Genomic DNA, 1,249 nt, shown 5'->3' on the forward strand with positions numbered 1-1,249 from the left:
TCCCCTTCCCCGTCGTCGACGAGGTGTCGCGGCACAGCGTGCAGGACCGGGAACCGGAGACGGTGCACATCGAGGTGCACCTCCCCGGGGACCTGGACCCCGGCCGTATGCGCAAGGCGTTCACCGAGGCGCTGCGCCGGCACCCGCGGAGCCTGGTACGGGAGGCACCGGGCCCCTGGTACCGGCGCCGCTACGAGTGGGAGCTCACCGACGGACCGGACGTGGAGGTGGTGAGCTTCCCGGCGCCGGGGAAGGACGCCCTGCGGGGCGCCCGCACCCGGGCGCTCACCCAGGCACCCCCGCTCACCGCCTCCCCGCCGGTCCGGCTGGAGGTGGTGTGCGGGCGGGACGGCACCGTGCTGCTCCTCACCGTCAACCACACCGCTCTGGACGGTCCCGCCTGCCTCCGGGTACTGGCCACCGCCGCCGAGTTCTACGGCGGCCGGGACAACGCCCCGGCCGCCCCGCCGGTACGTCCCCCGGAGACGGCCGGGGGACCACCGGACACCCCGTCCCACTGGTCCCCGCCGGCCCGGGTGGCGCCGGGCCGGCCCGAGCCGGGGCAGGGCAACGGTCTGCTCGTCGCCGAACTGCCGCTGCCGCACCGGCCCAAGGGTTCCGCGTACACCGTCAACGACCAGCTCATGGCCGCCACCGCGCGGACCGTCGCCCACTGGAACCGGGAACACGGTGCCGCCCGCCGGCCCCTGCGCATCACCATGCCGGTCGACGACCGGCCCCGGGACACCACGATGCCCATCGGCAACGGCACCCGGCTGGTCGAGGTGCCGTTCGCCCCGGAGGAGCTGGACCCGGACGACATGCCGGAGCTGCTGCGCCGCACCGCGCTGCGCACCCGCGCCCTGAAGTCGCTCCCCCGCCCCCAGCTCGGCCACGGCGCCGCCCTGCTCACCGCCCCCTGGGCCCCGGTGACCTGCCGGGCCGCGCTCACCCGGGGCCTGCGCAGGGCGGCGGCGCCCTGGACGTCGACCACGCTGCTCAGCAACATCGGCCGTATCCCGTACCCGCTGGACTTCGGGGCGGAGGCCGGCCGGGCGCACGCCGTGTGGTTCTCGGCGCCCGCCCGGATGCCCCGTGGCCTCACCGTCACCACCGCCTCCACCGCGGGCCGGCTGCATCTGGCCCTGCGGTGGTCGCGCAGCCTGCTCGGCCCCGGAGACGGCGACCGTCTGCGCGAGTTCTTCGCGCACTATCTGCACACCACGGAGGCGACCTGAGTGACGACCAC

At 76.1% G+C, this 1,249-nt stretch carries 1 protein-coding gene; it reads left to right on the forward strand.

The window, feature by feature from the left end; genetic code table 11:
• Nucleotides 1-1,238 (forward strand): condensation protein (locus tag B9S61_RS02735; RefSeq protein ID WP_103540749.1); only part of this gene is annotated, 1,238 nt, incomplete at its 5' end.
• Nucleotides 1,239-1,249: the final 11 nt, after the last annotated feature.

Source organism: Streptomyces sp. SM1, assembly GCF_002910825.1.
GTDB lineage: Bacteria > Actinomycetota > Actinomycetes > Streptomycetales > Streptomycetaceae > Streptomyces > Streptomyces okerensis.